Source organism: Streptomyces sp. enrichment culture, assembly GCF_964273255.1.
In the GTDB taxonomy this organism is placed as follows: Bacteria; Actinomycetota; Actinomycetes; order Streptomycetales; family Streptomycetaceae; genus Streptomyces.
Genome location: NZ_OZ186835.1, coordinates 4,461,160 through 4,485,400 on the forward strand (window position 1 = coordinate 4,461,160; position 24,241 = coordinate 4,485,400).

Consider the following 24,241-nt stretch of genomic DNA (forward strand, 5'->3'; position numbering starts at 1 on the left):
CCGCGCCCCCGGCGGGTCACGCGCCCGCGTCCGCCCCACCTCGAACAGGTCACGAAAAAAGGAACAAGGGTCACCGAAGAGTGCCGAACCGAGCACACTGGTGATGCCGTGCGAAATCGGACCATGTGCGGGGTGAGGTGGGCGAACGTCTCCTAGCGGACCCCTGTCCTCGGCACCCGCGAAGATGTGCCAGAGTTGCCACGTCCGCCCTGTCAGGTCGTACCGTACGGCAACACAGGTGGGACCAGGTGGGGCAGCGGGAAGGGGCAGCCGGTTTGACCACGCACGCACCACAGGCGGCGCAGACCGTCACGCTGCCCACGACGCTGGACGAGGCGGTGGCGGCGCTCACCGCCATGCCCGCCGCCGTGCCCGTCGCGGGCGGCACCGACCTCATGGCCGCCGTCAACTCCGGACAGCTCCGGCCCGCCGCCCTGGTCGGCCTGGGCCGGATCAGCGAGATCCGCGGCTGGCAGTACCTCGACGGGCACGCGCTGCTCGGCGCCGGGCTCACCCACGCACGCATGGGCCGCCCCGACTTCGCCGCCCTCATCCCGGCCCTCGCCGCCGCCGCGCGCGCGGCCGGACCGCCGCACATCCGCAACGCCGGCACCCTCGGCGGCAACATCGCCTCCGCCGCCCCCACCGGGGACGCGCTGCCGGTGCTGGCGGCCCTGGAGGCGACCCTGATCGTCGCCGGCCCGGGCGGCGCCCGCCGCGAGCTGCCCGTCTCCCACCTGCTGGCGGGCATGGAGATGCTGCGCCCCGGCGAACTCATCGGCTACGTCCGCGTGCCGCTGCTGCACGCCCCGCAGGTCTTCCTGAAGGCGACCGGGCGCACCGGACCCGGCCGCGCGACGGCGTCCGTCGCCCTGGTGCTCGACCCGGCCCGGCGCGGGGTGCGCTGCGCGGTGGGCGCCATCGCGCCGATGCCGCTACGGCCCGTGGACGCCGAGCAGTGGGTCGCCGGGCTCATCGACTGGGACAACAACCGCGCGATCGTGCCGGAGGCCCTGACGGCGTTCGGCGAGTACGTCGCCGCGGCCTGCATCCCCGACGCGGCCCCCGCCGAGGACGGCTCCCTCGCCCCGCTGCCGCCCGCCGTACTGCACCTGCGGCGCACCGTCGCCGCGCTGGCCCGACGAGCACTGGGGAGGGCGCTGTCGTGACCGACGACCAGCACGGAGAGGGCACCCCGCGCGCGGGCGGCCGCTGGGACCCGCTGCCGCAGGGCGAGTACGACGACGGCGCCACCGCGTTCGTGCAGCTGCCCGAGGGCGGCCTCGACGGCCTGCCCTCCTCCTCGGACACCCCGCTCGCCGCCCCCGGCGGCCACGGCTACGTGCCGCCGCAGATAACGGTCGCCCCGGCCACCACCGCGGGCACCGACCCGGCCGCCACCGGCACCTGGGCCGTGCCCGGCGCTCCCGTGGACGGGGCCGGGTGGAACGCCCCCGGGGCGGGGCAGGAGCAGCAGGACCCGCACACCGCGCCGCAGGCCGGGCACGACCGCTACGGGTACCGGCCCGGGGACACCGGACAGTGGTCCTTCGACGAGGCCTCCGCCGGGGAGGGCCGCGACGGCGGACCGGACCCGGCGGCCGGCCAGGACGTGACCGGACAGTGGTCGATCCCGGTCGCCCGCGGCGACATCCCGGACGAGTCGGGCGAGTTCACCACGTCCTCGCTGGTCGAGCAGTGGGGCGGCACCCCGCCTGCCACCCTCCCGGGCGGCGCGCCCGCCCCCTGGGCCCCGCCGCCGGAGGCCATCGGCCGCCCCTGGGGCCCCGGCGTGCCGGGCGTGCCGCAGGACGACGGCCCGGACGGCCCGCCGCACGGCCACGGCCCGGACGACGGGCCCGGCGGACGCCCCGCCCACGACGGCTCCGGCCACCCGCCGCACGCGTACACCCCCGGCGCCGGAACGGCCCCCGCCGGGGAGCCCGGCCGCCCGGACACGGCCGCGGAGCGCCCGTCCCCGGAGCACACCCGCCCGGCCGCCCACGGAACCGGTGAGCCCGAGGACGGCCACCGGCGCGCCGACGGCGCCCCCGAGGGCGCCGCGGACGCCGGGACGGACCCCCGCGGCCCCGCGGACGGCGCGGGCCACCCCGCCCCCGCGCAGGACCCGGACCCCGCCGGCCGCACGGACGCGCCGGGCCCGCGGGACGGCGACGCCCCGCGCGCGGACGCGGACGGCGACACCTCCGGCGAGCAGCCGGAGGCCGTCGCCGACGCCACCGCCCCGGACGCCACCGCCCCGGACGCCACCGCCCCGGACGCCACCGCCCCGGACGCCACCGCCCCGGACGCCACCGCCCCGGACGCCACCGCCCCGGACGCCACCGCCCCGGACACCACCGCCCCCGACGCCACCGCCCCCGACGGCGGACCCCCGCCGGGCGGCCCGCACGACGACCACCCGCTCGCCTCGTACGTGCTGCGGGTCAACGGCACCGACCGGCCCGTCACCGACGCCTGGATCGGCGAGTCCCTGCTGTACGTGCTGCGCGAGCGGCTCGGCCTCGCCGGTGCCAAGGACGGCTGCTCGCAGGGCGAGTGCGGCGCCTGCAACGTGCAGGTCGACGGCCGCCTCGTCGCCTCCTGCCTGGTCCCGGCCGTGACCGCGGCCGGCAGCGAGGTCCGCACCGTGGAGGGCCTCGCCCAGGACGGCCGGCCCTCGGACGTGCAGCGGGCGCTCGCCCGGTGCGGTGCCGTGCAGTGCGGCTTCTGCGTGCCCGGCATGGCGATGACCGTGCACGACCTGCTGGAGGGCAACCCCGCCCCCACCGAGCTGGAGACCCGCCAGGCCCTGTGCGGCAACCTGTGCCGCTGCTCCGGCTACCGGGGCGTGGTCGACGCCGTCCGGCAGGTCGTCGCCGAACGCGAGGCGCACGCGGCGCCCGACGACACCGGCCAGGACACCGGCCCCTCGGCGGACGAGGCCCGGATCCCGCACCAGGCGGGCCCCGGTGACGGCGGCGTGAACCCGCCGGCCCACCCGGCCGCCGGACCGGACGACCAGCCCCACGGCCAGGACGGAGGCCAGGCGTGACCGACGAAGCAGCCACCGCGCAGGCCGCGCGGCCCACCGGGGACCTGCCCGAGCCGGAGCCGCTGCCGCACGGGCTCGGGGCCTCCCTGCCCGCCGCCGACACGCGCGCCAAGACCGAGGGCACCTTCCCGTACGCCGCCGACCTGTGGGCCGAGGGCCTGCTGTGGGCGGCCGTACTGCGCTCCCCGCACCCGCACGCGCGCATCGTCTCCATCGACACCAGCCACGCCCGCGCGATGCCCGGCGTGCGCGCGGTCGTCACCCACGAGGACGTCCCCGGCCGTCCGGTGCACGGCCGCGGCACCTCCGACCGCCCGGTCTTCGCCAGCGAGGTCGTGCGGCACCACGGCGAGCCCATCGCCGCCGTGGCCGCCGACCACCCCGACACCGCGCGGATGGCGGCCGCCGCGGTCATCGTCGAGTACGAGGCGCTGGACCCGGTCACCGACCCGGAGCAGGCGTTCGAGGCCGAGCCGCTGCACCCCGACGGCAACCTGATCCGGCACATCCCGCTGCGCCACGGCGACCCCGACGCGACCGGCGACGTCGTCGTCGAGGGGCTGTACCGCATCGGGCGCCAGGACCCCGCCCCCATCGGCGCGGAGGCCGGACTCGCCGTGCCCCGCCCCGACGGCGGCGTCGAGCTGTACCTGGCGTCCACCGACCCGCACGCCGACCGCGACACGGCCGCCGCCGTCCTCGGCCTGGAGGCCGACCGCGTCAAGATCGTCGTCACCGGGGTGCCCGGCGCCACCGCCGACCGCGAGGACCAGGGCTTCCAGCTCCCGCTCGGACTGCTCGCGCTCCGCACCGGCTGCCCGGTGAAGCTCACCGCCACGCGCGAGGAGTCCTTCCTCGGCCACGCCCACCGCCACCCCACGCTGCTGCGCTACCGGCACCACGCCGACGCCAAGGGCCGGCTGGTGAAGGTCGAGGCGCAGATCCTGCTCGACGCGGGCGCCTACGCCGACACCTCCTCCGACGCCCTGGCCGCCGCCGTGTCCTTCGCCTGCGGCCCGTACGTCGTCCCCAACGCCTTCATCGAGGGCTGGGCCGTGCGCACCAACAACCCGCCCTCGGGCCACGTGCGCGGCGAGGGCGCGATGCAGGTGTGCGCCGCCTACGAGGCGCAGATGGACAAGCTCGCCAAGAAGCTCGGCACCGACCCGGCCGAGGTGCGCCTGCGCAACGTCCTGGCGACCGGCGACCTGCTGCCGACCGGCCAGACCGTCACCTGCCCCGCTCCCGTCGCCGAACTCCTCCAGGCGGTGCGGGACCACCCGCTGCCCCCGCTGCCCAAGGACACCCCCGAGGACGAGTGGCTGCTCCCCGGCGGCCCGGAGGGCGCGGGCGAACCGGGCGCCGTCCGCCGCGGCGTGGGCTACGGCCTGGGCATGGTGCACATGCTGGGCGCGGAGGGCGCCGACGAGGTCTCCACCGCCACCGTGAAGGTGCACGACGGCGTGGCGACCGTGCTGTGCGCGGCCGTCGAGACCGGGCAGGGCTTCACCACGCTGGCCCGGCAGATCGTCCAGGAGACCCTCGGCGTCGACGAGGTGCACGTGGCACCCGTGGACACCGACCAGCCCCCGGCCGGCGCGGGCTGCCGCGGCCGGCACACCTGGGTGTCGGGCGGCGCGGTGGAACGCGCGGCCAAGATGGTCCGCACCCAGCTCCTCCAGCCGCTGGCCCACAAGTTCGGCATGTCCACCGAACTGCTGCAGATCACCGACGGCAAGATCACCTCCTACGACGGCGTCCTGTCCACCACGGTCGCCGAAGCCCTGGAGGGCAAGGAACTGTGGGCCACCGCCCAGTGCCGCCCGCACCCCACGGAACCCCTGGACGAGTCCGGCCAGGGCGACGCGTTCGTCGGCCTCGCCTTCTGCGCGATCCGCGCGGTGGTCGACGTCGACATCGAGCTGGGCTCGGTACGGGTCGTGGAGCTGGCCGTCGCCCAGGACGTGGGCCGCGTGCTCAACCCGGCCCAGCTCGCCGCCCGGATCGAGGCGGGCGTCACCCAGGGCGTGGGCGCCGCCCTGACCGAGAACCTGCGCACCCCGCGCGGCCTGATCCGCCACCCCGACCTCACCGGCTACGCCCTGCCGACGGCGCTGGACGCCCCGGACATCCGGATCGTCAAGCTGGTCGAGGAGCGGGACGTCGTCGCCCCGTTCGGCGCGAAGGCGGTCAGCGCGGTGCCGGTGGTGACGTCCCCCGCGGCCGTCGCCTCCGCCGTCCGAGCCGCCACCGGCCGCCCGGTGAACCGCCTGCCGATCCGTCCGCAGGCGGCGGTGGTGACCTCGGGCTGAGGCCCCGGGAGCTGTGACGCGGTGCCGACCGCGGGCGGGGCCGCGCCGGGCTCCGGCGCCTTGCCGGACACCGACGGGTCCGGTCCGGGCCGCGTCGGTGAACCGGGGGCGAATTCCGGCCCCCTAGGCAACTCCCGGCCCCGTCCGGGCGTCTCCTGATACGGAACGTGCGGGTGCGCGTTCCCGGTCCGGGGGCGTTGTCAGTGGTGGCGCGTAATGTGCCGGGTCGTGGGGGACGGCTGCCGGGCACGGCGGCGGGCGTCCGACCGGGCGGAGCGTTCGCGGTCCGGGACCGAGCACACGTCATCGCGGGGGAAGCATGAGCACGAGGGACACCGTTGTCACGGCGATCGCCCTGACCGAGGACATCCTCGGCCCGCACGTCCTGCACGCCCCCGTCCGTCACCGGCCCGCCGAGCCTCACCGTCCCGGCGGCACGGCCCTGTTGACCTTCACCGGCCTCCGCGCGGCCGACACCGCCTGCTCCGGGACGCGCCGCGACCGCGCCGTCCTCGGCGACCGGCTCGCCGACACGCTGCGGGACCGGCTCGTCATCAGCGCACTGCTCGGTGCGGCGGGCGCCGGGGGCCCGGCGCCGCTCGCGGGCCCGCCCGCCGCGCTCGCCGGCGCGCGTCTCGCCTGCACCGGCCCCGACCCGATGGACCACCGGCCGCTGGCCCCGTCGCTGCCGACCCTGGTGCGGTTCGCGGCGGCCACCGACGAACTGGCGGGCCTCAGAAGCCGGTTCGCCGCCCGGGCGGCCCGCCGGGGCCCGCAGGCCGCGGCCGAGGCCTCACGCCGCCTCCTGGCCGCCTTCGAGGACGGCCCCGACGGCCGCCCGTCTCCGCCCTGCCGTCTGGCCGCCCTGATCCGCCCCCTGGCCCCGGCGGCCGGCCCGGACACGGCCTCCGGCCTCGCCCTCGACCTCCCGCCGCGCCTGCTGCACGAGACGTTCGGCCGGGGCCGCCTGGTCCGCTTCGAGGAGGTCGACCTCCCCGCCACCCTCACCCACGGGCCGACCCGCCGCTTCCTGCGGGACACCGGCCTGCCCGAGGAGAGCTTCCTCTTCCGCCAGGACACCGACCTGCCCCCGCGCACCCTCGCCGAGTTCCACGCCGACGAGGGCCACGACGACGCCGGCCTCCCCGCCCACGCCGACCGGCTGGTCCGCCTCGGGACCCCGGTCGCGCGGCACAGCCTGGTCGTGGACGGCGCCACGGGCGAGGTGCTGCTCTGGGACGAACGCGCGTCCGCCCTGCGCCCCCTGACCACGGACGTCTCCACCCTGGCCGCCACCCTCTGGCTCCTCCAGCGCGAACACACCCTGGACGCCGACGCGGAGGACGCCCTGACGGCACGGGCGTACGACCGGCTGGTGATGACGATGATCGAGGCCCTGTCCGCCTTCGACCCGGCCGAAGCGACCGCCGCAACCGACGAGCACGCCCGGCCCGGTCTCCTCCGCGACGAGGCGGACGGGGTGCTCTGAGCCGGGCGGTGCCCCGGGGCACCGGCGGTTGCACGTCGCCGGGTCGGCCGCCGCCGGCAGGGTCGAGCCTTGCCGTCCGCACCGGCGTCGCAGAGTGGACGCTTGCTCCCCCCCGCGAAAACCCACTACGCACGGCTGCGGGCAGAACCCATCACGAGTCTGACGGCTCTGCGGGGCGATCACCTCCAGTGCGCTGGATGCTCCGCTCTTTCCGGTGATCTCACGCATGCTGCGTTCCAGGGGAACCAGTGCAACAGTAGGGTGCCGCTCACTGCGCAAGTGTGGGGGTGAGTGGCGCTCGATGTGCAACGCTGAGGCGAAGGGAGGTGCCGCTGATGGTGGACAAGTTCCGGGATCCGATCATGACCCCTCTGGAGACGGCGCGGCATCTTCGGATCAACGAGCGAACGATGTACCGCTGGTTGCACGAGAAGGCCGCGGGAGAGCCTCTGGTGCACGCTGTCGAGGCCGAGAGACAGGGTTGGCCGTCGGTGCCGTTCGTCGCCGTGGTCGAAGCGTACGTGTTGCACGCACTACGGGATCTCGGGCTGAGCTTCCGCAAGATCCGCGAGGCCGCAACGGCCGTTCGCCGAGAGTTCGACGAGCCCTACGGGCTGGCTACCCGCAGGATTGCCACCGACGGCGTGGAGATCTTCGTGGACTACGCCGGCGACCTCGCCAGGGCGCGCGATGGGCAGCGTCCCATTCGCGAAGTCATCGGGGACTACCTGCGCTACATCACCTGGGAAGCGGACGGGCAAACCCCTCAGCGGTTGAGATTGAAGCAGTATCCAGATGTGGCGCCAGTGATCATCGACCCACGTTTCGGTTGGGGTGCACCGGTGGTCGCATCCAACAAGGTCCAAGTGGATGCCATCATGGATCTCTGGCAAGCGGGCGAGCCACTGGAAGTAGTGGGCGACGAGTACGGCCTGTCGCGTGACGAGGTCGAAGCCATTCTCCGAGCAGCCCAGGCAGCCTGAATTCCTCGTTGATCGAAACCTGGGCAAGAGCGTTCCGAAAAAGCTGGCGGAACTCGGCTGGTCCATTCATCTGATCGCCGTCGAATTCCCTGATGACGCTCAGGACATTGCTGACGAGGAGTGGATCGCGTACGGACTGTCGCGCGGTTGGCACCCGTTGTGCAAGGATGGGCGGATCAAGGCCCGCGCGCACGAGCGCCAGCCCCTTGTGGACAGCGCTGCGGTTCTCTTCTATCTCGACAATCAGCAACTGTCGATCTCTGAAATGGTGCGCCGCATCCACAGCGCCCAGTCAGAAATCTACCGAGCCGCTTCCAAGAAGGGGCCTGCCGCTTTTGCGATCGGCCGCGACGGCGTACGCAGGACATGGCCATGAGTGGCATCGACACGGATGCGGCGTCAACCAGCCACGCATGCTCGTCGCATGGCATGGGACGGCTGGTCGCCCAGAGGCCGTGGCGGGAATCGAACCCGCGTTACTCGCTTTGCAGGCGAGTCCCTGAACCACTCGGGCACACGGCCGGGCCGGAGGCGGAGTGCGCTGCGGCGCCCCGCCGTCGTGGACCGGTGGGACGACCGTAGGGCGGGGCGGGAGGCGGGCTCAAGGAGGTGGGCGGCGTTGCCACATGACCGCAACGCGCCGTTCACGAAGGGGCGGGCCGGCCGGTCCTAGGACCATGGTCCGGGAACCGGACCGACCACCGACAGGCGTGTAACCGCTTCGCGCCCCTTACCCTGGCGAGCATGACCCACCCCGACCCGCGCGACACGTCTGTCGCCGTGCCCGACGCCGTCCCGGGCGCCCCCGCCGGCCTGCCACCCGTCGAACGCGACGAGACCGTGCTGAGCCGTTCCTACCGGGCGCTCAGTATCGGCATCGTCTCCGTGGTGCTGCTGATCGCCTTCGAGGCGACGGCGGTCGGCACGGCGATGCCGGTGGCGGCGCGGGAGCTGGACGGGGTGTCGCTGTACGCGTTCGCCTTCTCCGGGTTCTTCACCACCAGCCTGTTCGCCATGGTGCTCTCCGGCCAGTGGTCCGACCGGCGGGGGCCGCTCGCACCCCTGACCACGGGCATCGCCGCCTTCGCGACCGGGCTGCTGCTGGCCGGCACGGCGGGCGCCATGTGGCTGTTCATCCTGGGGCGGGCCGTGCAGGGGCTCGGCGGCGGGCTGGTGATCGTCGCCCTGTACGTGGTCGTCGGCCGGGCCTACCCCGAGCGGCTGCGGCCCGCGATCATGGCGGCGTTCGCGGCGAGCTGGGTGGTGCCGTCGATCGTCGGCCCGCTCGCCTCGGGCGCGGTGACCGAGCACATCGGCTGGCGGTGGGTGTTCCTCGGGATCCCGGTGCTCGTGGTGTTCCCGCTGGCCCTGGCCCTGCCCCAGATACGGCGCCGGGCGGCCGGCCCGGTGGACCAGCCGGACGGGGCGGCGGGCCCGCCCGGCAAGCGGCGGCCGTCGTTCGACCGGCGCCGGATCCGCCTCGCCCTCGCCATCTCGTTCGGCGCGGGCCTGCTCCAGTACGCGGCGCAGGACCTGCGCTGGGTGTCCCTGCTGCCGGCCGCCGCGGGCGTGGCCCTGCTGGTCCCGGCCGTGCTCGGACTGCTCCCGCCGGGCACCTGGCGGGCGGCGCGCGGGCTGCCGTCGGTGGTGCTGCTGCGCGGGATCGCCGCCGGGTCGTTCATCGCCGCTGAGTCCTTCGTCCCGCTGATGCTCGTCACCCAGCGGGGCCTCAGCCCGACGCTCGCCGGGTTCTCCCTGGCGGCCGGCGGCGGCACCTGGGCGCTGGGCTCGTGGGTGCAGTCCCGGCCGCGCCTGGAGCCGCACCGGGAGCGGCTGATGAGCCTCGGCATGCTGCTGGTGGCCGGTGCCATCGCGGCGGCCCCGAGCGTGCTGATCCCGTCGGTGCCCGCCTGGACGCTGGCCGTGGCCTGGGCGTTCGGCTGCTTCGGCATGGGCCTGGTGATCTCCTCGACCAGCGTGCTCCTGCTCCAGCTCTCCGCCCCGGAGGAGGCGGGCACCAACTCCGCCGCCCTCCAGATCTCCGACGGCCTGTCCAACGTGCTCCTGCTCGCCGTCGGCGGCGCGGCCTTCGTCGCCCTCGGCGGCGGCACCGTCACCCACGTCGCCACCGAGGTGACGGGCTCCCACCCGGCTGCCTTCGCCGCGGTGTTCCTGCCGATGGCGGCGGTGGCGCTGGCGGGGGTGTGGGTGACGACGCGGCTGCGGTCGGCCTCCTGAAGGAGTGGTACCAGTCTGGTACCACTCGGGTACCGTTTTCAGTATGGCCATGAACCTGCGTCTTCGCGATGACCAGACGGAATCCCTGAGGCTGCGCGCCGAGGAGGAGGGCGTGAGTATGCACGCCATAGTGCTCCGAGCCGTGGACGACTACTTGGCCCGGACGGCGCACGAAGCTTTGGTGCGCAAGGCCGCCAAGGAGCAGACGGCCAAGTGGGCCGAACTGCTGGAGCGGCTCAGGTGAGCCGTGTCCATCTGACGGCGGAGGACGTTCTGGCCATCGCTGCGCTGGCTGTCGACGACCAGGAGATTGCGGTCCGGGACGCGGGCCTCCTGGTGTCCGCGGTCCATCGGCCGGCAGCCGTCATGTTCGGTCAGGAGGCGTACACGGATCTGTTCGACAAGGCCGCGGCTCTCCTGCAGTCCTTGGCGATCAACCCCTCTTTCGTCGACGGCAACAAGCGCACGGCGTGGACCTCCTGTGTGGTCTTCCTGGCGATGAACGACGTGCAGCTGCGCCCGGACATCGATGCCGCCGAGCGCCTGGTGATCGCGGTGGCCACCGGTGCAGTGAGCGAGGTCGAGGTCATTTCCAAGGGCTTGCGGGAGCTCTCCGGGCCGTCGGTGTGACGTCGGTCCCACCCCCGGCCGGCCCGGCCCGGTCCGCGTCCCCGTCCGCTCGGCCGCTCGGTAGGGTGGCTCGGTCGTCCGACGCAGCCGAGCCACCCCCGACGGAGACCGTGACTACCACCGCAGCCTCTGCCTCGCACCACCTGTCGCCCGCCTTCCCCGGCCGCGCCCCCTGGGGCACCGCCAGCAAGCTGCGGGCCTGGCAGCAGGGGGCGATGGAGAAGTACATCCAGGAGCAGCCGCGCGACTTCCTGGCGGTGGCGACCCCCGGCGCCGGAAAGACGACGTTCGCGCTGACGCTCGCGTCCTGGCTGCTGCACCACCACGTGGTGCAGCAGGTGACCGTCGTCGCGCCGACCGAGCACCTGAAGAAGCAGTGGGCCGACGCCGCCGCGCGCATAGGGATCAAGCTGGACCCGGAGTACAGCGCGGGCCCGCTCGGCAAGGAGTACCACGGCGTCGCCGTCACCTACGCGGGCGTCGGGGTGCGCCCGATGCTGCACCGCAACCGCGTCGAGCAGCGCAAGACCCTCGTCATCCTCGACGAGATCCACCACGCCGGTGACAGCAAGTCGTGGGGCGAGGCGTGCCTGGAGGCGTTCGAACCGGCCACCCGGCGGCTCGCCCTGACCGGTACACCGTTCCGGTCGGACACCAACCCGATCCCGTTCGTCACGTACGAGGAGGGCGACGACGGGATCCGCCGTTCGTCCGCCGACTACACCTACGGCTACGGCTCCGCGCTCGCCGACGGCGTCGTGCGGCCGGTCATCTTCATGAGCTACAGCGGCAACATGCGCTGGCGCACCAAGGCCGGCGACGAGATCGCCGCCCGGCTCGGCGAGCCCATGACGAAGGACGCCGTCAGCCAGGCGTGGCGCACCGCCCTCGATCCGCGCGGCGACTGGATGCCGTCCGTGCTGCGCGCCGCCGACCAGCGCCTGACCGAGGTCCGCAAGTCCGTCCCGGACGCGGGCGCCCTGGTGATCGCCTCCGACCAGGACTCCGCCCGGTCCTACGCCAAGCTGATCCGGGAGATCACCGGACACAAGGCCACCCTGGTGCTGTCCGACGACACGGGCGCGTCGAAGCGCATCGACGAGTTCAGCGGCAGCGACGACCGCTGGATGGTGGCGGTGCGGATGGTGTCCGAGGGCGTCGACGTGCCGCGCCTCGCGGTCGGGGTGTACGCCACGACCATCTCCACCCCGCTGTTCTTCGCCCAGGCCGTGGGCCGTTTCGTGCGGTCCCGGCGGCGCGGCGAGACCGCGTCCGTGTTCCTGCCGACCATCCCCGACCTGCTCGGCTTCGCCAATGAGATGGAGCGCGAACGCGACCACGTCCTGGACAAGCCGAAGAAGGACGGCGAGGAGGACCCCTACGCCGAGTCCGAGGCGGAGATGGACGAGGCGAACCGGGAGCAGGACGAGGACACCGGCGAGCAGGACATGCTGCCCTTCGAGGCGCTGGAGTCCGACGCCGTCTTCGACCGCGTCACCTACAACGGCGCCGACTTCGGCATGCAGGCCCACCCGGGCAGCGAGGAGGAGCAGGACTACCTCGGCATCCCCGGGCTCCTGGAGCCCGACCAGGTGCAGCTGCTGCTGCAGAAGCGCCAGGCCCGGCAGATCGCGCACAGCCGCAAGAAGCCGGACGCCGAGGCCGACCTGCTGGAACTGCCGGCCGAGCGGCGCCCGGTGGTCTCCCACAAGGAGATGATGGAGCTGCGCAAGCGGCTCAACACGATGGTCGGCGCCTACGTCCACCAGTCCGGCAAGCCGCACGGCGTCATCCACACCGAACTGCGCCGCGTGTGCGGCGGCCCGCCCGCCGCCGAGGCCACCGCCGGACAGTTGCGGGCGCGCATCGCCAAGGTGCAGGAGTGGGCCACCCGGATGCGGTGACGCGGGCTACGAGGGCCGGGTGCGCAGGAGCACGCACGGGCTTTTGCGGACAAAGGGCGGCACTTCACGCGCAGAGGTGACCGGATTCTGGACGGAGCCTTCCGCTGACCGGACCGGCTCGCTACTGTCCCCGCAACGCACACGCCCCGTGGCAGCGCTGCCGCGGAGCGCAGCCGTGAAGCGACTGTGCCCGGGACGACTGCCGGGCCGCCGGCCGATCGGCGGCCTCTGAAGCGCGTCTCCGACGGGACTCGGTGACGCACACGCCGCGAGGGGGCCGCCGACCTCACCACTAAGGAGTGGGCGTCGTGACCGCGGAGACCTCTCAGACGCTCGACAGGGGACTGCGTGTCCTCAAGCTGCTCGCCGACACGGACCACGGGCTGACCGTCACCGAGCTTTCCCACCGACTGGGCGTGAACCGGACCGTCGTGTACCGGTTGCTCGCCACCCTCGAACAGCACGCGCTGATACGCCGCGACCTGGGCGGGCGCGCCCGGGTCGGCCTCGGGGTGCTGCGCCTGGGACGGCAGGTGCACCCGCTGGTGCGCGAGGCCGCGATGCCCGCGCTGCGGTCCCTGGCCGAGGACATCGGCGCGACGGCCCACCTCACGCTGGTCGACGGCGCGGAGGCGCTCGCCGTGGCCGTGGTGGAACCCTCCTGGACCGACTACCACGTGGCCTACCGGGCCGGGTTCCGGCACCCGCTGGACCGGGGCGCGGCCGGCCGGGCCATCCTGTCGGCCCGGCAGCGCCTGGACGACCCCGGCTACACCCTCACCGCGGGGGAACTGGAGGCCGGGGCGTGCGGGGCGGCGGCGCCGCTGCTGGGGGTCACCGGGGTGGAGGGCAGTGTGGGCGTGGTCATGCTCGCCGACGTCGTCCCCGAACGGGTCGGCCTCCGGGTCGTGGACGCGGCTCGCGAGGTCGCGGAGGCCCTGCGCTGACCCGCTCCCGGCGGCCCCCGCCGGGAGCACAGCACCCTGACGGGGTCCGCCGCGGGCCAGGTCCCCGCGGCTTCGAACGGCCCCATCCCTGCCGGGTCCGTCCCCGGCGGGCCGCGTGGGCCCCGGAGACAGCCCCCGGGGTCCCGGTCAGGGGTCCCTGACCGGGGCCCCTGACCGGGACCCCATGGGGGACACCCCGCCCGGGCCACCCCGTAGATTGAACCCGTGCTCTCTCGTCTCACACGCCCCCGGGCCCTCGCCGTCTGTGCCGTCCCCGTCGTCGCCCTGCTGGCCACGGCGGTGTTCGCGCCGCTGCCGTTCTCGGTCGCCCAGCCGGGGCTGACGGCGGACGTGCTCGGCGAGAACAAGGGCACCCAGGTGATCACCATCTCCGGCGCCCCGGTCCGCGAGACGCGCGGCCAGCTGCGGATGACGACGATCGAGGCGACCTCGCCGGACACCCGGGTGAGCCTGCCCGACGTGGTCGACAGCTGGTTCAGCACCGACCGGGCGGTCATGCCGCGCGACGCGGTCTACCCGAGCGGGGACACGGTCAAGGAGATCGAGCGCTACAACCGCGAGCAGATGGAGGAGTCCCAGGACGAGGCCACGCAGGCCGCCCTCGGCTACCTCGGCGAGGACGGCAAGGGGATCGAGGTCGAGCTGAAGCTGGCCGACGTCGGCGGCCCGAGCGCCGGGCTGCTGTTCTCCCTCGGCATCGTCGACAAGCTGAACGGCGACGGCAGCGGCGGCGACCTCACCGGCGGCCGGGTCGTCGCCGGCACCGGCACCATCGACGCGGACGGCACGGTCGGCCCGGTGGGCGGCGTGCCCCTGAAGACCCAGGCCGCCCGGCGCGACGGCGCCACCGTCTTCCTGGTGCCCGAGGCCGAGTGCGCCGACGCGCAGGCCGAACGGCCCGAGGGCCTGCGCCTGATCCCGGTGACCACCCTGAAGGGCGCGGTCGACGCCCTGGTCTCCCTGGAGAGGGGCGGCAAGGTCCCCGCCTGCTGACCGGCCGACGCCCGGTGCCCGGCCCGGGCCGTGACGGCACGGCCTACCCCTCCTTGACGAAGCCCTCGTCCACCATCCAGTCCAGCGCGACCTGGTGCGGGTCCTCGCCGTCCACGTCCACCTTCGCGTTCAGGGTGCGCGCCACGTCGTTGTTCAGCTTCGCCGTGACCGGGTCGAGGACCTCGGTGATGGCCGGCCACTCCTTCAGGGTCTCGGTGTTGACCGTGGGCGCCGCGTTGTAGTTGGGGAAGAACTTCCTGTCGTCCGCCATCACCACCAGGTCCATGGACTTGATGCGGCCGTCGGTGGTGAACACCTCGCCGTAGGTGCAGGCGCCCTTGGCCGTCTGGGTGTAGATGATCCCGGTGTCCATCTGCGTGATGTTGCCCGCCGGGATGTCCATCCCGTACGCCTTCTCCAGGCCCGGCAGCCCGTCGGCCCGGTTGGCGAACTCGCCCTCCACGCACAGCGTCACCGCGCCCGGGTCGGACTTCGCCAGCTCGGCCACGTCCGACAGCGTCCTCGTGCCGTACTTCCTCGCGTTGGCCCGGTTCATCGCCAGGGCGTAGGTGTTGTTCAGGGCCGAGGGCTCCAGCCAGGTCACCCCGTTCTTCCGGTCCGCGTCGCGCACCGCCTCCCACTGCTCGCGCGGGTCGGGCAGCGGCTTGCTGTTGCCCTGGTACGTGATCCAGGCGGTGCCGGTGTACTCGAAGGCGGCGTCCGCGTCCCCGTTGACCACCGCCTCCCGGGAGCCCACGCTGCCCTGGATGCCGGTGCGGTCGATGACCTCCGCGCCGGCCGCCTGGAAGGCGATGCCCATGATCGCGCCGAGGATGAGCTGCTCGGTGAACTCCTTCGACGTGACGGTGAGTTCGGCGCCCTCCAGCGGCTTGCCCCGCCCGATGGAACCCGGCTCCACGTCGTCCACCATGGGGGAGCCGCTGGTCAGGCCGCAGGCGGCGGCCGACAGCAGGACCGCACCGGCCAGCAGGGCCCGCGTCCCCCGCCGCAGCCCCGGCGGCCGGGCGCCGTGCGCCGGCCGTGGTGCGTGCCGCCTCATGATCCGGCCTCCAGACCCCGGGGGCGCAGCAGCAGTTCGGCCAGCGAGGCCAGCCAGTCCACCAGCAGCGCCAGCGCGACGGTGAGGATCGATCCCAGCATCAGCACCGGCATCCGCTGGCTGGTGATGCCCGTGGTGATGAGCACGCCCAGGCCGCCGCCCCCGCCGAAGGTCGCCAGGGTGGCCGTGCCGACGTTCAGCACCAGGGCGGTGCGCACCCCGGCCAGGATCAGCGGCACGGCCAGCGGCAGTTCGACCCGGGTCAGCACGCCCAGCGGGGACATGCCGATGCCGCGGGCCGCCTCCAGCAGGGTCGGGTCGTTCGCCCGCAGGCCGGCGATGGTGTTGGCCAGCACCGGGAGGACCGCGTAGGCGATGATGCCGATCAGCGCGGCCCTGCGGCCGATGCCCAGCCAGATCACCAGCAGCGCGAGCAGACCGATCGCCGGGGTCGCCTGGCCGATGTTGGCCAGCGCCATGGCCACCGGGGTGGCCCGGCGCATCGCCCCGCGGGTGAGCAGGATGCCGAGCGGGATCGCGATGATCAGCACGAAGAACGTGGAGATCACGGTGAGTTCGATGTGCTGCCACAGTGCCTTGGAGACCTGTCCGTCGGACAGCGCGTTCTGCTCCAGCGGGTCGAGGTCGGCCTGGAGGAACCACAGCCAGGTGCCGAGCAGCAGCGCCACCAGCGCCAGCGGCAGGAACGTCAGCTTCCGCCACGTCACCCGGGGTGCCCGCGCCGTCTGCGGGGACCGCGGCGGGGCCCCCTCGTCGTCGTCGCTGCCGCCGCCCTCGTCGCGGAAGGCGAGCCCGCGGACGTCGTGCTCGCCGTCGGGCCGCCGCCCCGGGGCCGACCTCACGCCTTCTCCTCCCCGCCGTACCCCTCCTGCTCGGCGTGGGTGCGGTCGGCGCGGTGGGACTCCAGGTCGTGCTGCGCCTCCAGTGCCTCCAGCCGGTCCGCCTCCAGCAGCTCGTGCACCGAGTTCATCAGCGTCTCCACGTCCACGACCCCCTCGTAGACCCCGCGCGCACCGGTCACCACCACCCGTCCCGAGCTGTCGGTGAGCACCGCCTCCAGCGCGTCGCGCAGCGTCGCCGCCCGGGTCACGTGGTCGTGCACCAGGGTGCCCGCCCGGGCCAGCGACCCCTTGGCCCGCATCAGGTCGCCGCGCCGCAGCCACTTGTAGGGGCGGCCCCGCCGGTCGAGCAGCAGGATCTCGTTGGTGCCGCTGGAACGCAGCCGGTTGAAGATCTCCTGGAGCGGGTCGTCCACCGTCACCGTCGGGTAGTCGGTGATCGGCACGTCCCGCACCCGGGTGAGGTTGAGCCGCTTCAGCGCCGCGCCGGCCCCGACGAAGCCGGAGACGAAGTCGTCCGCCGGGTTGGTGAGGATCGCCTCCGGGGTGTCGAACTGGGCGATGTGCGAACGCTCGCGCAGCACCGCGATCCGGTCGCCCAGCTTGATCGCCTCGTCGAAGTCGTGGGTGACGAACACGATCGTCTTGTGCAGCTCGTGCTGGAGCCGGATCAGCTCGTCCTGGAGGTGGTCCCGGGTGATCGGGTCCACCGCCCCGAACGGCTCGTCCATCAGCAGCACGGGCGGGTCGGCCGCCAGCGCCCGGGCCACCCCGACGCGCTGCTGCTGCCCGCCGGACAGCTGGCGCGGGTAGCGGCCGTGGAACTCGCCGGGGTCCAGGCCGACCAGGTCCAGCATCTCCTCGACCCGGGCCCGTACCCGGGCGGCCGGCCAGCGGAGCATCTTCGGCACCAGCGCGATGTTCTGGGCCACCGTCATGTGCGGGAACAGCCCGCTGGCCTGGATCGCGTACCCGATCTTGCGGCGCAGCCGCACCGGGTCCATGTCGGTGACGTCCTCGCCGTCGATGCGGATCCGGCCGCCGGTGGGCTCGATCAGCCGGTTGATCATCTTCAGGGTGGTGGACTTCCCGCACCCGGACGGGCCGACGAAGATCACGGTCTCCCCGGCCCTGATGTCCATGGTCACGTCGTCCACGGCGGGCTGCGGGCTGCCCGGGTAGTGCTTGGTCAGGCCGTCCAGCTCGATGGTGGCGCCCGTGGCGCCGCCGCCGGAGGGCGCGGGGGCGTCGTCGGCTGCGGTGGTGGCGGTCGGCTCAGGCACGGATCCCCCTGGGGATGGTCAGCCGCCCGATCAGCACGTACGCGGCGTCGAACAGCAGCGCGAGGACGATGATGCCCAGGGTTCCGGCGAGGACCTGGTTGAGCGCGTTGCTGCTGCCCAGGGAGGCGATCCCGCGGAAGATCAGGTTGCCCAGGCCGGGCCCGGAGGCGTAGGCGGCGATGGCCGCGATGCCCATCAGCATCTGGGTGGAGACCCGGATGCCGGTCAGGATCGGCGGCCAGGCGAGCGGCAGCTCGATCCGGGCCAGCCGGGCCGGGCGGGACATGCCGATCCCGGTCGCCGCGTCCACCAGGGACGGGTCGACCCCGCGCAGGCCGACGATGGAGTTCCGCACGATCGGCAGCAGCCCGTACAGCGTCAGCGCGATCACCGTCGGCGGCACGCCCAGGCCCACCAGCGGGATGAGCAGACCGATCAGGGCCAGCGAGGGGATGGTCAGCAGGGTGGCGGTGGTGGTCGTGGCGAGGTTGCCCGCCCACTCGCTGCGGTAGGTGACGACACCGATCAGCACCCCGAGCACGGTCGCCACGACCATGCACTGGAACACCACACTGGCGTGCTGGTACGCGTCGACCAGCAACTGCTGGTGGCGGCTGCCCAGGTACTCGAGGAAGTTCACATCCGCTCACCCCAGCTCCGCCGCTTCAGTCCCCTCCGTGCCGCTCCGGCCCGGACGTCCCGCCCAGCGCCGCCTGCTCCACCAGCGGGATGATCCGCAGCGGAACGGGGTTCTCCATGACGATCGCCGTGGCGGCCCGGACGATGCCATCAAAACCGACGACGCGGTCGATCACCCGCTGGAGATCGGCGTTGGAGCGGGCCACCAGCCGGCACAGCATGTCCCCGGTACCGGTGGTGGTGTGCAGCTCCAGCACCTCCGGCACACTCGCCAAGTGGGCCCGGACGTCGGCGCCTTGGCCCTGCCGGATCTCCAGCGTGGCGAACGCCGTGACCGGGTAGCCGAGGGCGGCCGGGTCCACCTGCGGACCGAAGCCGCGGATGACTCCGTTCGACTGAAGCCGGTCCAGCCGCGCCTGCACGGTGCCCCGGGCGACCCCCAGCCGCCGGGACATCTCCAGCACGCCGATCCGCGGCTCCCGCGCCAGCAGCACGATGATCCGGCCGTCCAGATGATCGATCGCCATCTCCGCCTCCCCGGTGGTCATCCTGTACAGGAAGTCCGCCGAAGCCGGTCCGGCGCTGTACAGATTGCCCAGTGACCCAGCGAACTATTGCGCACCTTGCAGGGCTGCACCACCCTGCACCTATGACGCAGACCACACACCACACTCCCGACACCGCCCGGCAGGCCGACCCCTTCCCGGTCAAGGGAATGGACGCGGTCGTCTTCGCCGTGGGCAACGCCAAGCAGGCGGCGCACTACTACTCCACCGCCTTCGGCATGAAGCTGGTCGCCTACTCCGGCCCGGAGAACGGCAGCCGCGAGACCGCCTCCTACGTCCTGGAGAGCGGCTCCGCCCGCTTCGTGTTCACCTCGGTGATCAAGCAGTCCACCGAGTGGGGCGCCTTCCTCGCCGAGCACGTCGCCGCCCACGGCGACGGCGTCGTCGACCTCGCCATCGAGGTCCCGGACGCGCGCGCCGCCCACGCCTACGCCGTCGAGCACGGCGCCCGCTCGGTCGCCGAGCCGTACGAGATGAAGGACGAGCACGGCACCGTCGTCCTCGCCGCCATCGCCACCTACGGCAAGACCCGCCACACCCTGGTCGAGCGCCGCGGCTACGACGGCCCGTACCTGCCCGGCTACGTGGCCGCCGACCCGATCGTCGAGCCGCCCGCGCAGCGCACCTTCCAGGCCATCGACCACTGCGTCGGCAACGTCGAGCTCGGCCGGATGAACGAGTGGGTCGGGTTCTACAACAAGGTCATGGGCTTCACGAACATGAAGGAGTTCGTGGGCGACGACATCGCCACCGAGTACAGCGCCCTGATGTCCAAGGTGGTCGCCGACGGCACGCTCAAGGTCAAGTTCCCGATCAACGAGCCGGCCGTCGCCAAGAAGAAGTCCCAGATCGACGAGTACCTGGAGTTCTACGGCGGTGCCGGCGTCCAGCACATCGCGCTGAACACCAACGACATCGTGCAGACGGTCCGCCAGATGCGCGCCGCCGGCGTGCGCTTCCTGGACACCCCGGACTCCTACTACGACACGCTCGGCGAGTGGGCCGGGGAGACCCGGGTGCCGGTCGAGACCCTGCGCGAGCTGAAGATCCTCGTCGACCGGGACGAGGACGGCTACCTGCTGCAGATCTTCACCAAGCCGGTCCAGGACCGCCCGACGGTGTTCTTCGAACTCATCGAGCGGCACGGCTCCATGGGCTTCGGCAAGGGCAACTTCAAGGCCCTGTTCGAGGCCATCGAGCGGGAGCAGGCCAAGCGCGGCAACCTGTGAGGCGCTGAGCACCGCCCCCCGCCCGTGACGCGCGGCCGACGCCCGTCACGGGCGGGGCGGCCACGGCCCTGGGGCGGACACCGGAAGCGACCGGTGCCCGCCCTGACGCCGTGCCGGCACGATGTCGTGCCCGCCCCGTGGCTGTGCCGGCCCCAGGCCGTGCCCGCCCTGACGCGGTGCCCGCTTTGACGCCGTGCCGGCCCCGGGACCGTGCCCGCCCCGAGGCCGTCCCGGTCCCGAGGCCGTGCCCGCTCAGGACGGCTCCGGTCCCGCCGCCACCGACGGCTCGCCCAGCCGGGCCAGCGCCGCCTTCGCCTCCGGCACCCGCAGCGGCGAGAACCAGGGGTTGATGCGCAGCGCCTCCCGCAGGTGCCGCCGGGCCGGTCCGGGCCGCTCCAGGGCCTGCTCGATCATGCCCCGGTGGAACACGTGCAGCGCGCTGCGCGCCCCGCCGCCGTGCTCGCCCTCCGTCGCCCGTACCGCGTACCGCAACGCCTCCTCGTGCCGGCCCTCGCGGTGCAGCGCCCAGCCCAGCGCGTCCGCCACCGCCGCCGAGGGCCGCAGCCGGTACTCCGCGCGCAGCCGCCGCACGGCCGCCCCCGCGTCCCCGTGGTCCGCCTCCAGCCGGCCCAGCACCAGGTCCCCGGCCACCCCGTGCGCGGCGGCCTTCCGGACCAGCTCGCGCACCAGGCCGTACTGCGCCCCGGCCGCCCGCTCCCTGCCCAGCGACGCGTACAGCTCGCCCAGCTCCAGGGCGTACTCGGGCAGCGGCCGCTTCTCCAGGGCGATCCGGTAGGCGCTCACCGCCTCGGCCGTGCGGCCCAGCGCCGTCAGCGCCCTGGCCTCGCCCGCCAGGGCCGCCCGCTGGTCCGGGTCGGTCCGCACCGCCGCCCGGAAGTGCCGCAGCGCGTTCTCCCGCTCGCCGCGCTCCCACGCCAGCTGCCCGGCCCGCTCCAGGTACGCCGCCCGCTCCGCCGGGCCGGACGCCCCGGCCGCCGCGTCGGTGATCTGCGCCGCCGCGTCCTCCCGCCAGCCCCGGTCCCGGTACACGGCCGCCTTGCGCGCCTTCACGTCCGGCCCCTTGCGCAGTTTCACCAGGCGCTCCAGCAGCGGGCCCACCGCCTTGTGGTCACCCAGCCCCGCGCACGCCTCGATCAGCGGCGGGTACGACATCCAGCGCTCCGGCTCCAGCTTCCGCGCCGCCTCGCCCCAGGTGCGGGCCCTGCCGTGGTCCCCGCGGGCGTTGGCCAGCGCCGCCAGGCCACGCAGCGCCGGCGCGTTGCCCTCCGGCCGCACCTCCAGCGAGGTGCGCAGGGCCTCCTCCGCCCGGGAGTAGGACGCCGGGTCCGCCAGCCGCCGGCCCCGCTCCACCCGGGCCGCCCCGAGCACCGCCCAGGACGCGGCGTCCCGGGGGTCGTCCCGCACCCGGTGCCGGTGCTCCTCCAGCAGCGCCTCCAGATCGGGCAGCGCGGCCGGCACCCCGGCGATGACGGCGGCCCGGGCCCGCGCCCAGGGCTCCGGCTCCGGCGGACCGGCGGACCCCCGCCCCCAGGGCAGCAGCGCCAGCACGCCCCCGAGCACGGCGCACCCGGCGGCCGACGCGATCAGCACCCGGCGGCGCCGCCGTGCGGGCCCGCCGTCCGGGCCCGGATCCGGTCCGTCCCCCGCCGTTCCCGCGTCCCCCCGCTGCTCCGGCCGTGGTGGCGTGTCGTCCGTGGCGTCGTCCATGGCGCACACTGTGCGCCACGCCCCGTGCCGTACGACGATCACACTCCGGGGGCGGCCGACCGCCGCACGCGGGGTTCACACCGATGGCCCCGGATGTCACGCTGTGATCATGAGCCGTACCGAAGCGCGACACGACGCAGACCCGGACACGGCGGCGGCCGGGCCGCTCGTCGACCGCCTCCTGGGCGGCCTGCCGCCCGAGGCGGTGCTCACCGACCCCGACGTCACGGCCTCCTACGCCCACGACATGGCCGGCTTCTGCCCGGCCGGCAGCCCCGCCGTGGTCGTCCTGCCCTGGACGGCCGAACAGGTCCAGCACGTCCTGCGCACCGCCACCGCGCTGCGCGTGCCCGTCGTCCCGCAGGGCGCCCGCACCGGCCTGTCCGGCGCCGCCAACGCCACCGACGGCTGCATCGTGCTCTCCCTCACGAGGATGAACCGCATCCTGGAGATCAACCCGGTCGACCGGATCGCCGTCGTCGAACCCGGGGTCGTCAACGCCGCGCTCTCCCGTGCCGTCGGCGAACACGGACTCGCCTACCCGCCGGACCCCTCCAGCTGGGAGACCTGCACCATCGGCGGGAACATCGGCACCGCGTCCGGCGGGCTGTGCTGCGTGAAGTACGGGGTGACGGCCGAGTACGTGCTCGGCCTGGACGTCGTCCTCGCCGACGGCCGCCTGATGTCCACCGGCCGCCGCACCGCCAAGGGCGTCGCCGGGTACGACCTGACCCGCCTCTTCGTCGGCTCCGAGGGCACCCTCGGCGTCGTGGTCCGCGCCGTCCTCGCCCTGCGGCCCAAGCCGCCCCAGCAGCTCGTGCTCGCCGCCGAGTTCGCCTCCGGCGCCGCCGCCTGCGACGCCGTGTGCCGGATCATGGAGGGCGGTCACGTCCCCTCACTCCTCGAACTCATGGACCGCACCACCGTCCGCGCCGTCAACGACCTGACCCGCATGGGCCTGCCGGAGACCACCGAGGCCCTGCTGCTCGCCGCCTTCGACACCACCGACCCGGCCGCCGACCTCGCCGCCGTGGGCGCGCTGTGCGAGGCCGCGGGCGCCACCCAGGTCGTCCCGGCGGAGGACCCGGCCGAGTCCGACCTGCTGCTCCAGGCCCGGCGGGCGTCCCTGGTCGCCCTCGACGCCGTCCGGGGCACCACGATGATCGACGACGTGTGCGTGCCCCGCTCCCGGCTCGGCGAACTCATCGAGGGCGTCGAGCGGATCGCCGGCCGGCACCGGCTCACCATCGGCGTGGTCGCCCACGCGGGGGACGGCAACACCCACCCGACGGTGTGCTTCGACGCCACCGACGCGGACGAGTCGCGGCGCGCCCGGGCCTCCTTCGACGAGATCATGGCCCTCGGCCTGGAACTCGGCGGCACCATCACCGGCGAGCACGGTGTCGGCCTCCTGAAGAAGGAGTGGCTGGCCCGCGAGATCGGACCCGTCGGACTGGAGATGCAGCGGGCCGTGAAACGGGCCTTCGACCCGCTGGACCTCCTCAACCCGGGCAAGCTGTTCTGACCCGCCCGTCCGGCACCGCGCCGGCCCGGCGGTCACGGGGCGAGCAGCCCGGCCAGTTCCTCGTCCAGGTCCAACTGCTCGCCCTCACTGCCCGGCGGCACCAGCCGCAGTGTGCGCTCCAGCCAGGCCGACACCTGCGCCGCCGGCGCCTCCAGCAGCGCGTCTCCGTCGGGCGAGCTCAGCGCCATCAGCACGTGCGTGCGCCCGTCCGCCTTCGACGGCCACACCCGCACGTCCCCGTGCCCGCACGGCCGGAACACGCCCTCCACCAGCAGTTCGCGGGCGAACGTCCAGTGCACGGGCTGCTCGGAGGTGACGTGGAAGGCGACGTGCACGGCGTAGGGGTCGTCGGTGCGGTAGGTGATCCGGGCCGGCACGGGCAGCGCCCGCTCCGGCGACAGGATCAGCCGCAGTTCCAGTTCCCGCTCCACCACGGTGTTCATCGCATCTGGTCCTCTCTCGTGACCGGGCCCGTCGGGGGCCCGCACGAGGAGAGAGCGGCCGGGGCCGGGAGCATTACGCGGGTTCCGGGAACTTTCTCGCGCCCGTCGCCGGACTCACCGGACTCACCGGACGCGCCGACCTCGCGCACCTCGTCGGTGACGACGGCAAGGCGGCGGCGACGGCGACGAGAACGTCGCGGGCGTCGCGGGGTGCCGTGGGGGCCGCCGGCGTCGAGGACGGTCCGCGGACCGCGGGTGGCAGGGGCGTCACGGGCGTTGCGTGCGTACCACATCGGTCCCCGAAAGGGGCGGGTCCGGCAGGACGGGCGGTGGGGT

At 74.0% G+C, this 24,241-nt stretch carries 21 protein-coding genes and 1 tRNA gene; 14 read left to right on the plus strand and 8 right to left on the minus strand.

Going from position 1 to position 24,241, the window contains the following annotated elements:
- Nucleotides 1–275: 275 nt before the first annotated feature.
- The 6 genes from ACSU53_RS19295 (at nucleotide 276) to ACSU53_RS19320 (ending at nucleotide 8,215) form a co-directional block, all read left to right on the plus strand.
- A complete protein-coding gene (locus ACSU53_RS19295; RefSeq protein ID WP_437029391.1) occupies nucleotides 276–1,169 on the plus strand; it encodes an FAD binding domain-containing protein in 894 nt (297 codons plus the stop codon).
- Entirely contained in the window at nucleotides 1,166–3,055 is a 1,890-nt protein-coding gene (locus tag ACSU53_RS19300; RefSeq protein ID WP_437029393.1) for a 2Fe-2S iron-sulfur cluster-binding protein, read from the plus strand. Before ACSU53_RS19295 ends, ACSU53_RS19300 begins: the two co-directional genes overlap by 4 nt.
- Entirely contained in the window at nucleotides 3,052–5,367 is a 2,316-nt protein-coding gene (locus ACSU53_RS19305) for a xanthine dehydrogenase family protein molybdopterin-binding subunit (protein WP_437029395.1), read from the plus strand. Before ACSU53_RS19300 ends, ACSU53_RS19305 begins: the two co-directional genes overlap by 4 nt.
- A gap of 319 nt (nucleotides 5,368–5,686) precedes the next feature.
- Nucleotides 5,687–6,856, plus strand: a complete 1,170-nt coding sequence (locus ACSU53_RS19310) for an SUKH-4 family immunity protein (protein ID WP_437029397.1) — start codon at nucleotides 5,687–5,689, stop codon at nucleotides 6,854–6,856.
- A gap of 335 nt (nucleotides 6,857–7,191) precedes the next feature.
- On the plus strand, nucleotides 7,192–7,839 hold the full coding sequence (locus ACSU53_RS19315) for a DUF433 domain-containing protein (RefSeq protein WP_437029399.1): 648 nt from the start codon (nucleotides 7,192–7,194) through the stop codon (nucleotides 7,837–7,839).
- Nucleotides 7,796–8,215 (plus strand): toxin-antitoxin system, toxin component, PIN family protein, encoded by a 420-nt coding sequence (locus ACSU53_RS19320; RefSeq protein WP_437029401.1) that lies wholly within the window; start codon nucleotides 7,796–7,798, stop codon nucleotides 8,213–8,215. Before ACSU53_RS19315 ends, ACSU53_RS19320 begins: the two co-directional genes overlap by 44 nt.
- Nucleotides 8,216–8,289: 74 nt before the next feature.
- Here the strand turns inward: ACSU53_RS19320 and ACSU53_RS19325 are convergent.
- Nucleotides 8,290–8,361 (minus strand) — tRNA-Cys (locus ACSU53_RS19325).
- A 222-nt stretch (nucleotides 8,362–8,583) separates the two neighbouring features.
- On the opposite strand from ACSU53_RS19325, the gene ACSU53_RS19330 reads away from it, so the two are divergent.
- The 6 genes from ACSU53_RS19330 to ACSU53_RS19355 all read left to right on the plus strand — a co-directional run bounded on the left by ACSU53_RS19330 (nucleotide 8,584) and on the right by ACSU53_RS19355 (nucleotide 14,572).
- A complete protein-coding gene (locus ACSU53_RS19330; protein WP_437029403.1) occupies nucleotides 8,584–10,077 on the plus strand; it encodes an MFS transporter in 1,494 nt (497 codons plus the stop codon).
- Nucleotides 10,078–10,120: 43 nt separating this feature from the next.
- Nucleotides 10,121–10,321, plus strand: coding sequence for a CopG family transcriptional regulator (locus ACSU53_RS19335; RefSeq protein ID WP_437029404.1), 201 nt, complete (start codon nucleotides 10,121–10,123; stop codon nucleotides 10,319–10,321).
- Complete coding sequence (locus tag ACSU53_RS19340) at nucleotides 10,318–10,707, plus strand: type II toxin-antitoxin system death-on-curing family toxin (RefSeq protein WP_437029405.1); 390 nt, start codon at nucleotides 10,318–10,320, stop codon at nucleotides 10,705–10,707. Before ACSU53_RS19335 ends, ACSU53_RS19340 begins: the two co-directional genes overlap by 4 nt.
- 110 nt (nucleotides 10,708–10,817) lie before the next feature.
- Complete coding sequence (locus ACSU53_RS19345) at nucleotides 10,818–12,611, plus strand: DEAD/DEAH box helicase (RefSeq protein WP_437029407.1); 1,794 nt, start codon at nucleotides 10,818–10,820, stop codon at nucleotides 12,609–12,611.
- A 308-nt stretch (nucleotides 12,612–12,919) separates the two neighbouring features.
- Entirely contained in the window at nucleotides 12,920–13,558 is a 639-nt protein-coding gene (locus ACSU53_RS19350; RefSeq protein ID WP_437029408.1) for an IclR family transcriptional regulator, read from the plus strand.
- A 225-nt stretch (nucleotides 13,559–13,783) separates the two neighbouring features.
- Nucleotides 13,784–14,572 carry a YlbL family protein gene (locus tag ACSU53_RS19355; protein WP_437029411.1) on the plus strand — a complete coding sequence of 263 codons (789 nt, stop codon included), beginning with the start codon at nucleotides 13,784–13,786 and terminating at the stop codon, nucleotides 14,570–14,572.
- A gap of 43 nt (nucleotides 14,573–14,615) precedes the next feature.
- Here ACSU53_RS19355 and ACSU53_RS19360 read toward each other — a convergent pair whose 3' ends face one another.
- Genes ACSU53_RS19360 through ACSU53_RS19380 form a run of 5 tightly spaced genes read right to left on the minus strand, consistent with a single transcriptional unit; the run spans nucleotide 14,616 to nucleotide 18,941 of the window.
- Complete coding sequence (locus ACSU53_RS19360) at nucleotides 14,616–15,632, minus strand: glycine betaine ABC transporter substrate-binding protein (RefSeq protein ID WP_437029413.1); 1,017 nt, start codon at nucleotides 15,630–15,632, stop codon at nucleotides 14,616–14,618.
- The gene (locus ACSU53_RS19365) at nucleotides 15,629–16,495 is read right to left on the minus strand and encodes an ABC transporter permease (RefSeq protein ID WP_437029415.1); all 867 of its coding nucleotides are present in this window, start codon (nucleotides 16,493–16,495) and stop codon (nucleotides 15,629–15,631) included. The genes ACSU53_RS19360 and ACSU53_RS19365 overlap by 4 nt, the downstream gene beginning before the upstream one ends.
- Nucleotides 16,492–17,775 carry a betaine/proline/choline family ABC transporter ATP-binding protein gene (locus tag ACSU53_RS19370; RefSeq protein WP_437029417.1) on the minus strand — a complete coding sequence of 428 codons (1,284 nt, stop codon included), beginning with the start codon at nucleotides 17,773–17,775 and terminating at the stop codon, nucleotides 16,492–16,494. The genes ACSU53_RS19365 and ACSU53_RS19370 overlap by 4 nt, the downstream gene beginning before the upstream one ends.
- A complete protein-coding gene (locus tag ACSU53_RS19375; protein ID WP_437029419.1) occupies nucleotides 17,768–18,415 on the minus strand; it encodes an ABC transporter permease in 648 nt (215 codons plus the stop codon). The genes ACSU53_RS19370 and ACSU53_RS19375 overlap by 8 nt, the downstream gene beginning before the upstream one ends.
- 25 nt (nucleotides 18,416–18,440) lie before the next feature.
- Nucleotides 18,441–18,941, minus strand: coding sequence for an Lrp/AsnC family transcriptional regulator (locus tag ACSU53_RS19380; protein ID WP_437029421.1), 501 nt, complete (start codon nucleotides 18,939–18,941; stop codon nucleotides 18,441–18,443).
- Nucleotides 18,942–19,063: 122 nt separating this feature from the next.
- Here ACSU53_RS19380 and hppD point away from each other — a divergent pair, with 122 nt between their 5' ends.
- Complete coding sequence (gene hppD / locus ACSU53_RS19385; protein ID WP_437029423.1) at nucleotides 19,064–20,209, plus strand: 4-hydroxyphenylpyruvate dioxygenase; 1,146 nt, start codon at nucleotides 19,064–19,066, stop codon at nucleotides 20,207–20,209.
- Between the two features lie 252 nt (nucleotides 20,210–20,461).
- On the opposite strand, the gene ACSU53_RS19390 is transcribed toward hppD, so the two are convergent.
- On the minus strand, nucleotides 20,462–21,937 hold the full coding sequence (locus tag ACSU53_RS19390; RefSeq protein ID WP_437029425.1) for a tetratricopeptide repeat protein: 1,476 nt from the start codon (nucleotides 21,935–21,937) through the stop codon (nucleotides 20,462–20,464).
- Between the two features lie 103 nt (nucleotides 21,938–22,040).
- On the opposite strand from ACSU53_RS19390, the gene ACSU53_RS19395 reads away from it, so the two are divergent.
- Nucleotides 22,041–23,462: an FAD-binding oxidoreductase gene (locus ACSU53_RS19395; RefSeq protein ID WP_437029427.1), complete on the plus strand. Its 1,422-nt coding sequence runs from the start codon at nucleotides 22,041–22,043 to the stop codon at nucleotides 23,460–23,462.
- Nucleotides 23,463–23,494: 32 nt separating this feature from the next.
- On the opposite strand, the gene ACSU53_RS19400 is transcribed toward ACSU53_RS19395, so the two are convergent.
- A complete protein-coding gene (locus ACSU53_RS19400) occupies nucleotides 23,495–23,905 on the minus strand; it encodes an SsgA family sporulation/cell division regulator (RefSeq protein WP_437029429.1) in 411 nt (136 codons plus the stop codon).
- Between the last annotated feature and the right edge of the window lie 336 nt (nucleotides 23,906–24,241).